The organism is Flavobacterium sp., from assembly GCF_044361015.1.
Classification (GTDB): Bacteria; Bacteroidota; Bacteroidia; order Flavobacteriales; family Flavobacteriaceae; genus Flavobacterium.
In genome coordinates this window covers 1-9,083 of sequence record NZ_JBIKJL010000069.1, presented here as the reverse complement: position 1 = coordinate 9,083, position 9,083 = coordinate 1, and the positions used below count along the sequence as shown (strand labels likewise).

At 33.2% G+C, this 9,083-nt stretch carries 8 protein-coding genes; 1 reads left to right on the top strand and 7 read right to left on the bottom strand.

Translation table 11 applies throughout. The features are described 5' to 3' along the window. A partial coding sequence (locus tag ACIQ2Z_RS11785) for an SDR family oxidoreductase (RefSeq protein WP_396184355.1) occupies nt 1-797 on the top strand: 797 nt, incomplete at its 5' end. Between the two features lie 66 nt (nt 798-863). Here the strand turns inward: ACIQ2Z_RS11785 and ctlX are convergent. From ctlX to ACIQ2Z_RS11750, 7 genes are all read right to left on the bottom strand, one after another. Further along, on the bottom strand, nt 864-1,799 hold the full coding sequence (ctlX, locus tag ACIQ2Z_RS11780; protein ID WP_396184354.1) for a citrulline utilization hydrolase CtlX: 936 nt from the start codon (nt 1,797-1,799) through the stop codon (nt 864-866). After that, nucleotides 1,741-1,998 carry a hypothetical protein gene (locus tag ACIQ2Z_RS11775; RefSeq protein ID WP_396184352.1) on the bottom strand — a complete coding sequence of 86 codons (258 nt, stop codon included), beginning with the start codon at nt 1,996-1,998 and terminating at the stop codon, nt 1,741-1,743. Before ACIQ2Z_RS11775 ends, ctlX begins: the two co-directional genes overlap by 59 nt. Before the next feature lie 11 nt (nt 1,999-2,009). Beyond that, entirely contained in the window at nt 2,010-2,375 is a 366-nt protein-coding gene (locus tag ACIQ2Z_RS11770; RefSeq protein WP_396184351.1) for a four helix bundle protein, read from the bottom strand. An 89-nt stretch (nt 2,376-2,464) separates the two neighbouring features. After that, on the bottom strand, nt 2,465-3,382 hold the full coding sequence (locus ACIQ2Z_RS11765; protein WP_396184350.1) for a dimethylarginine dimethylaminohydrolase family protein: 918 nt from the start codon (nt 3,380-3,382) through the stop codon (nt 2,465-2,467). Nucleotides 3,383-3,530: 148 nt separating this feature from the next. After that, entirely contained in the window at nt 3,531-4,814 is a 1,284-nt protein-coding gene (locus ACIQ2Z_RS11760; RefSeq protein ID WP_396184349.1) for a citrate synthase, read from the bottom strand. A gap of 195 nt (nt 4,815-5,009) precedes the next feature. Further along, complete coding sequence (locus tag ACIQ2Z_RS11755; protein ID WP_396184348.1) at nt 5,010-8,750, bottom strand: T9SS type A sorting domain-containing protein; 3,741 nt, start codon at nt 8,748-8,750, stop codon at nt 5,010-5,012. A 142-nt stretch (nt 8,751-8,892) separates the two neighbouring features. Then, nucleotides 8,893-9,083: LytTR family transcriptional regulator DNA-binding domain-containing protein (locus tag ACIQ2Z_RS11750; RefSeq protein WP_396184347.1), on the bottom strand; the 191-nt coding region annotated here is incomplete at its 5' end.

Genomic DNA, 9,083 nt, shown 5'->3' with positions numbered 1-9,083 from the left:
CAAATGTACTGACCTATAAACAAATGATGCAGTTGTATGCAAAAACGAGGGGTTTCAAAAACTGGATTTATACCGTTCCGATTATGACACCAAAACTATCTTCCTATTGGTTGTATTTTGTAACGTCCACTTCTTATAAACTGGCAATGAATTTAGTAGACAGTATGAAAATGGAAGTGATTTGCAACGATAATCGATTACAAAAAATATTGGGAATTAAACCCATATCCTATACCGACGCTATTAAATTAGCGTTTATTAAAATTGAACAAAACCTAGTCATTTCAAGCTGGAAAGATAGTTTGGTGAGTAGTAGGTTTGATTACAATCTATCAGAATTTATACAAGTCCCTACGTTTGGCTGTTTGAAGGACGAAAAGAAATTAAAAATACACAATCCAGAAAAAGTATTAAATAACATCTGGACGATAGGTGGAGCTAAAGGATGGTATTATGGGAATTGGTTATGGCAAGCAAGGGGCTTTGCAGATAAGTTATTTGGGGGTGTCGGTTTGCGAAGAGGGCGGACACATCCCACTCATTTAGACAATGGCGATTCGTTGGATTTTTGGCGGGTGTTGTTAGCCAATAAAGAGGAAAAACGCCTCTTACTTTTCGCTGAAATGCGATTACCGGGCGAAGCATGGCTGGAATTTCGGATTGATGAAGAAAATATGTTGCACCAAATTGCTACTTTCCGACCAAAAGGACTATGGGGTCGGTTGTATTGGTATAGTTTAGTGCCGTTTCACTATTTTATTTTTGGTGGGATGATTCGAAATATTGGAAAAGGGTAATGGGTTAAATGTTCAAAAAATCTTTGTCAAAGTTTTGAACTTTGACAAAGATTAATCGTTCATTTATTAAGCTTTTGGCAAGAAAACCTCAGCCATCATACAGCGAGCACTTCCGCCGCCGCAGGCTTCAATCGTATCCAAATTAGCGTGCAAAATTTCACAATGTTCTTCTATTTTATGAATCTGGCTTTTAGTCAAACTTTGGTAAGCGGAATTACTCATCACCAAATAGCGTTTGTCGTCTTTGCCTTTTACTTGCAACATGTTTCCGGCAAAGTTATTCACTTGGTCTTCGGTCACTAAAATGATGTCTTTTCCATCGGCTTTTAGGTTATCCAACACCATTTTGCGTTCTTGTTTATCGTCAATGCAATCTGCACAAATAATAGCAAAGGTTTCTGCAATACACATCATCACGTTCGTATGATACATGTGTTTGCGTTCGCCGTTCACGGTTTGGTAAGCTTCAAATATCACCGGAGCTAAATCGTAATCTTCGCAAAACTCAATGAATAATTCTTCGTCGGCACGAGGCGAAAGCGCACAATAGGCTTTGGCATTGTCGCGGTCTAAGAGGATGCTTCCGGTGCCTTCGAGGAAAAATCCATCTTCTTCGGCAGAGGTGTAGTCCATTATTTCGTTGACCACAAATCCGCGATCTTCAATGATGTCGAGGATATCTTCTCTTCGCTCCAAACGACGGTTTTCGGCAAACATTGGGTATAACGTTACATCGCCGTTTTCGTGAAAGGAAATCCAGTTGTTCGGAAAAATACTGTCGGGCGTGTCGGGATCGAGTTTGTCATCTACGACGATTACGTTGACGCCAACTTTCTGCAATTTTTCTACAAACGCATCAAACTCCTTTTGAGCTTTTGCATTCACAGTGGAGGGAGTTGTATTGTCAAGTACTTTTTGATAGTAATTATTTACGGCCGTTTGCTCATTCATGCGGAAGGCAACGGGACGGATCATGAGGATGGTGTTGGTTGTTTGGTCCATTTTCTGTTGTTGGTTTTCTGTTATCGGTTGTCGGTTGTTGGTTGTCTGTTATCGGTTGTTGGTTGTTGGTTGTTGGTTGTTGGTTGGTTGTTGGTTGTCGGTTCTCTGTTGTCGGTTGTTGGTTGTCGGTTCTCTGTTTTCGGTTCTCTGTTGTCGGTTGTTGGTTGTAGGTTGTTGACGGATAACGGACAACAGACAACTGTCAACAGTTTATCTCCAGTTTTCTTCTACATATTTTATAAAGGTAAAAATTTTAGCTCCTAAAATATCATACTCACTAATAAATTCCTCAATGTTTGGAACAACACCCGGATATAACCTATTGATTTTAAAAAGATGATTTTTTGTTTCCAAGCAGCTACTATGACTAAAAACTAAAAATCGAACAAAATCTGCTTTATACCTTTTTCTCCCATAGCCTTCTACAATATTGGAAACTACGGAATCAGATGATCTTCTCACTTGACTTCCTAATTCATATAGCTTATATTTCGGCAAAAGTAATGATGCTGGATGTACTTTAAAAAATAATGCTAAACTTAAATGATAAATGTCTAAATCGTTATAACTTTTCATGGCGTATATATTAATTTTATTGGTTTATATTTCTTAAGAAAACAGTTGTGATCTCAGTTAACCGATAACGGATAACTGACAACCGACAACTATTTATCCCTTACCAATGGCAAAGTCGAACATCTCAACAATCCTTCTTGTTTTGCTATTTCTGCATAAGGAATTTCCTCTACAGTAAATCCTTGATTGCGTAACCAGGTATTTAATCGGGTGAAATTCTTTTCTGAAACGACGACATCAGGTGCGATAGAAAACACGTTGGAATTCATGTTATACATTTCGTCACGGGTAATATGGAACAAATTATCTTTTCCGAAAAGGTCTACTAAAAACACATAATCAGCTTCTTCACGAAAACCACTTTTGTAGATGATTCCTTTGTTTGTTCCAACCGGTTGAAAACAACAATCAAGATGCAACGCATTATCGCGGGCTTCAATTTTTGATTTGACTAAATCGAAATCTTTTACTTTTTTGTGTGGAAATAATTGTTTGATGTATTCCACACCTTGCCAATTGGTTCTCGCTGTGATGTAATCTTTATAATCGGAACCTTTGTATGTTCCGATGAAAATATAATCGTTCCACAACATGACATCGCCACCTTCAATATGCACTTCTACCGGTGGTCTAACCACTTTTTTGGGGTCGATGTGATCAATAACGTATTGAATAGCATCAAGTTCTTTTTCTCTATCGGGAAGAATATTGGCTTTGACAAACATATCGTCAATTACAAAACCGATATCTCGGGTAAAAATCTGATTATAATTAGGAATAATATCCGGTCTGAAAACTTCTACGTCGTATTTTTTAAATACTTGATTAAACGCTTCCATTTCGGTAATCATGTCGGATTCTATGGGATAGGTTCCGGCTAGAATGTGTTCAAGTGATTTTGGGTCATAGGCTTCCTCAGCTGTTGGTGTTGGTCCGTTGCTTACCGCAGTTCCTAAGACCACGGCCCTTAATCGGGAAGTTTCGTTTTGAATGTGTAATGGTAGCATAACGTTGCTTTTGGCTTTTGACAAAGATAAATAAAGGGATTCCAAAAGCAATGTTTATTGTGGGATTAATAATTTTTATAACCCTTCAATGTGAATTACATAAAAAAAGCCCCACAAATCAGTAAGGCTTTGTAAATTATAAGTTTAATTATCTTTTATCAATTGTTTTAAACTCTCTCAAAGGATAACCCACATAGATTTGACGTGGTCTTCCGATTGGTTCTTTGTTAATTCTCATTTCTTTCCATTGAGCAATCCAACCCGGTAAACGGCCGATGGCAAACATGACCGTAAACATTTCCGTTGGAATACCGAGAGCTCTATAAATAATACCGGAATAGAAATCTACATTTGGATATAAATTTCTTGATTTGAAGTACTCATCTTCTAAAGCTACTTTTTCTAATTGCTTAGCGATATCTAACAATGGATCATCAACACCTAAAGCGGTCAAAACATCATCCGCTGCTTTTTTTATAATCGTTGCTCTGGGATCAAAATTTTTGTAAACACGGTGACCAAAGCCCATCAAACGGAATGAATCATCTTTATCTTTTGCTTTCAAAACATATTTTGCTACATCACCGCCATTGTTGTGAATTTCTTCTAACATTTCCAATACCGCTTGGTTTGCTCCACCATGAAGTGGTCCCCAAAGTGCAGAAACCCCGGCAGAAATAGAAGCGAATAATCCGGCATGCGAAGAGCCGACGATTCTAACAGTTGAAGTAGAACAATTTTGTTCATGATCAGCATGCAAAATGAATAATTTATCTAAAGCATTGACAACCGTTTGATCTATTTTATAGGGTCCTGTTGGTAATTCATACATTAAATGCATGAAATTTTGGACATATCCTTTTGTATTATCATAATAATTCAACGGATAACCCATTGATTTGCGATAGGTCCAAGTTGCAATTACAAGAAATTTACCAATGGTTTTACATACCGCTTCATACATTTCTTTTTCGTTGTGCGGATTGACAGACTTTGGATTAAAAGCAGTTAAAGCACTAGTTAAAGCAGCCAAAACTCCCATAGGGTGGGCTGTTTTTGGAAAACCGTCGATGATGTTTTTCATCTCTTCGTTCACCAACGTATATTTTCGAATATCATTTTCAAATTTCTGCAATTGAGATTTGTTTGGTAATTCTCCCAAAATCAATAAGTAAGAAACTTCTAAGAAATCTGCTTTTTCGGCTAAATCTTCGATTGAATAGCCACGGTAACGAAGAATTCCTTCTTCTCCATCTAAAAAAGTGATTTCACTTTTACAAGAACCGGAGTTTTTATAACCTGGATCTAAGGTAATTGCACCTGTTAAGGCTCGTAGTTGTTCGATGTCGATAGCCGGCTCATTTTCACTTCCTACGATTATAGGAAACTCATATTCTTTACCATCGTACTTTAATATTGCAGTTTTTGACATGATTTTATATAAAATTTATAGGTCTAAATAATGTTTTTTGCGAAATTACGAAATAAAGTAGGATTGTTAAAATTTTATTCGAAACGATTTCGTTAAATTTAGTATAAATATTGCTAATTTCCTATATATCGGTTAAAAACAAAAAACTCACGAAAAAAATCCGTGAGTTTCCAACTTTAAAATATGCTTAACTACTTATTCTTTAACCAATTTTTCAACCTTACTTCCTTTGTCGGTATTTATTTTTATAAAATACAACCCATTGGCTCTTTCTGCTAAATTTAATTCGGAAGATATATCATTCACCAATTGCGTTTGTATTAATCTTCCTTGAACATCATACAATTCAATGGTTTTGATGGTCGAATTATCTTTGATGGTAATGTTTACAACATCTTTTACAGGATTTGGATAAATGGAAATCAAATTGTCTAAAACCGGATTAACTAAGCTTAAGGCTTGGAATAAGGTTTTGGCTTCGTTGGTTTCGATAGGGAAATTATAATCAAAATAGATATTGGCTTTTTTATTGACCTCATCGCCTACTAGCAAGTTATTTTTAGATTTAATTTTGAGTAAAATATTACCATGTCCACCCGATTCTAATTGGATATTTTGAAAAATAAACTCTACAATATTTTGATTTATTCTTGCATAAACTGGGTCTGAAGAATTCATTATTTGAAGTGAATTCATATCAAAATCGGTTTGATTTACTTCTACTTTAACCACCACAAACTCTGCTGCTGCTGTTCCTGTATTTTCGAAACGAATGTTGTAATGCAAATAATTCCCTATTTCTGATGGCGAAACAATATCTCCTTCCAAACAGGTAATATCGTTCGGATCGTAAGAACCTACTACGGTTTGGGTATAAGTAAATGTATTGTCAGATGGAATTTCGTCACCTGCAATTGGGTTGACACTAGCAGAAAAATTCAATATATCGCCAATGTTCACGGCAGGAGTTTCAGTAGGAGCATTTACATTTAAAACAATTTCAAAACTTCTACTTTCAAAAGGTAATAAATTGGTATAATTCCATGACAAAGCTCCTAAGCTCTGTGAATTGGGTACTACTGTTGCAGAAACAAAATCTAAAACAGTATCATCATAAGTAAAACCAACATTTCCTGAAAGGGTTTGATTGCCTTTGTTTTTATAGACAATTTTATAAGTGGCATCAAAACCCGGCCGCGCTGGAGTAACGGGTGCAATAATTATTTCAACATCTGGATGAACGCCGTTGGCTGAAATACAAAAGTTTTGAGTAGCTGTGTTATTGTTATTATTGGCAAAAGGAATAGTGGCGGTAGTTGGCGAAAAGGTAAACCATGTTGGGTTTTCAATATTTGGAGTTAAATCAAAACTTCCTGTTTGTGTATAGAAATTATAGTTTCCAGTATTGTTTGTAAATGTAGCGCCTTGATTGGTTCCGTCATTAATATTAATTCTGATGTTTGGTTGTGGTAAATCAGTGGCATCGCAACCGTTTGAATTTCCATCAAATTTTATAGACCCGGTTATGGTGTTATAGTCGCCGCCTGGAGTGAAGGAACAGTAGGTACCAATTACATAATTATTAGTAGAATTATTTGAAGATATAAATATTTCATCATTTTCATCTAAACATATGTATTCCAATAAATTATCTTGACTAATATTTAGAGTTAATCTTTGTTTTATACCAGACTTAAAGGAAATGAAAGTAAGATTAGGATTGTTATTTAAGTTTAAAGTTGGAAAAAAAGAAATTGGTTCTGGATAAACTTTAAAATCAGGTATGAAAATTTCAATTAAATTATTATTTTCTAAATCTAACATCACTAAATTTGGATAATTACCTGTTAAATCAATATTTGAGATATTATTATTTGAACAAAAAACTTGATTAATTTGGTGATTGTTTGAAAAATCTATGTTTGTGATGCTATTTTGAGAACAGTCAATAGCCAATAAATTAATATTTGATGAAATATCCAAAAAAGTTAATTCATTATGAATACAATTAAGAAATTTTAAGTTTGTATTTTGACTTAAATTCAAATTATTCAAATTATTGAAATTACATTCAAGTCGACTTAAATTAGTATTTTGAACTAGACCCAAAGAAACAAACTGATTAAATGAACAATAAAAACTTGACAGGTTTATATTATTGCTAATATCAATATTTGAAAAATTATTGTTAACAATATTTAAGGTCTCTAAATTTTGCAAAGGAGAAACATTGATTGATGATAAATTATTGTTTTCTAAATTTAAAAGTTTCAACTGCAAATTATTTGATAAATCAATACTATTCAATCCAACTTGTTTTAAAACTAAAGTTTTCAAATTTATTAAACTTGAAATATCAACATTTGTTAAGGAAATTTGCTCAATATTTATAACTTCTATATTTGGTGTCCCAATGAAATTATTTAAAGTCATTGGTAAACCTCCAAGAATATTTATACTTTTTAAATTAGGTAGATTAGAAAAATCAATAGTGTTTTGATTATTACTTGTTACTTTAAAATTTATTAAATTTTGAAAATTATTCAATCCTGCATAAGATAAAATTGCATTTGAGGAATTAGTATAATAAGGTATTTCTAAATTGGTTAATTGCAATGCTTCTTGCTCCTGTATATTCCCATCACCATTTGTGTCAATTCCAGTTGCTATTATTGCAGCTTTGAAATTAGCATCGGGTATGTTTACAACATCATCTAAATCAACAACAATTAGCTTAAATGATGTGATACTGGTTGATTGATAACAACTTAAATTAGTTGGATTAAAAACTCTTGCCCAAATAACCTGTTCATTTATTGTATTTGAGTAACTTGAAATAGAAGAAATTTCATTTACATTGTTAGTTGCATCTGATTGACTTAAATAAAATTTTGAAATAAAACCAGTTTGAGTTCCTATCAAATTGTTATTTACATCAGTTAAATTAAACGAAGCTATTCCGTCAAATGAATTTTCGTATATAAATAAATTAGAAACCGAATTTGCAAATGGCATTGCATCTACATTTATTGAAAATTGAGTAGTTGAATAATTATTTATATTAGCATTTTCATGCACTCTAACATATATTATTTGTGTTATAAATCCACCTGTTCCCGAGGCTAACAAATCTAAACTATTCATTTCAGCTTCTTCCAAAGTATTATAATACTTAACAGTATATAAAGTTGAATTATTTGATGCTAAAATCTCTGAATTTTTTGTGGTTAAATCATAAAGTTCTCCATTATTGTCTATGTCACATAAATTCACTGCAGATGGTGTTGCTATAATTGGTCTTAAATTTTCATCTAGAACAACTAAATTCAATTCTACTATACTAAAACAAGCTATTGGGTCAATTAATGTTACTCTAACAAAAATTGTTTGATTAGTGCTAATGTTATTAAAGGATGTCGGATTTGTTATGGAATTTATATTGTTTTGAGCATCAGTTAAACTTGTGAAATAATTGAAATTAAAAGAAGATAAGTTACCATTTGCAATTTGTTCATTTCTAACAGTTAAGTCAAAAGAAGCAAACCCATCGTAAGGTGTTTCGAATACTACAATATCATTCGGTTCTACTAACTGAAATGAAAAAACTCCCAAAATCAGACTGGTAGTGGCATAACTTGTATTATTTGCATTTTCCCAAACTCTAATATATACTGTGTTAAATCCAGATTGAAAACTATCAGGAGAAATAATTTGATTTACATTATTCAAAGCATTTTCTTCGGTTTCAAAATATGCAATTGAATACAGATTTGGATTATTTGTCCCTAGTATTTCAGCATTTTTAGTTGTTAAATCAAATGTCTCAATGCCATCATTATTATCATCACATAAAACATAAGGTGTTGGAGTAATAATTGAGGGCTGTGCATAGACATAAGCCGAGACAAAAATTAAAAATAATGCTAGTGTTCTCATAATTTTAGGTATTATAGTTTGTGATTTCGTATCTTATTTTTTTGTACTATATAATTTTGTAGGAAAATAATTGCTATTTTAGTTATGCTTTTAACTAATTGATTTATGCTTAAAAATAATTTCATTCTCTTACTTTATTTTTCTAACTGTTTAATTGCTTTCCAATAAGTTCCTGCAACCGTTCTTTTTTTCGCTGCGAAATGGGCAGGTTACTATTATCCGCCATGACCACATAACCGCCGTCTTTTTTGATATACGATTTGAGATAAGCCAAGTTAATCAAATGCGACTGATGTATGCGCTCAAAACCATGCTCTGTCAACAAATCTTCGT

Excerpts from the sequence above, each read along its gene's own strand:
- ctlX (WP_396184354.1), bottom strand. The coding sequence starts at position 1,799 with ATGGACCAAACAACCAACACCATCCTCATGATCCGTCCCGTTGCCTTC.
- ACIQ2Z_RS11755 (WP_396184348.1), bottom strand. The coding sequence starts at position 8,750 with ATGAGAACACTAGCATTATTTTTAATTTTTGTCTCGGCTTATGTCTAT.
- ACIQ2Z_RS11765 (WP_396184350.1), bottom strand. The coding sequence starts at position 3,382 with ATGCTACCATTACACATTCAAAACGAAACTTCCCGATTAAGGGCCGTG.
- ACIQ2Z_RS11760 (WP_396184349.1), bottom strand. The coding sequence starts at position 4,814 with ATGTCAAAAACTGCAATATTAAAGTACGATGGTAAAGAATATGAGTTT.
- ACIQ2Z_RS11770 (WP_396184351.1), bottom strand. The coding sequence starts at position 2,375 with ATGAAAAGTTATAACGATTTAGACATTTATCATTTAAGTTTAGCATTA.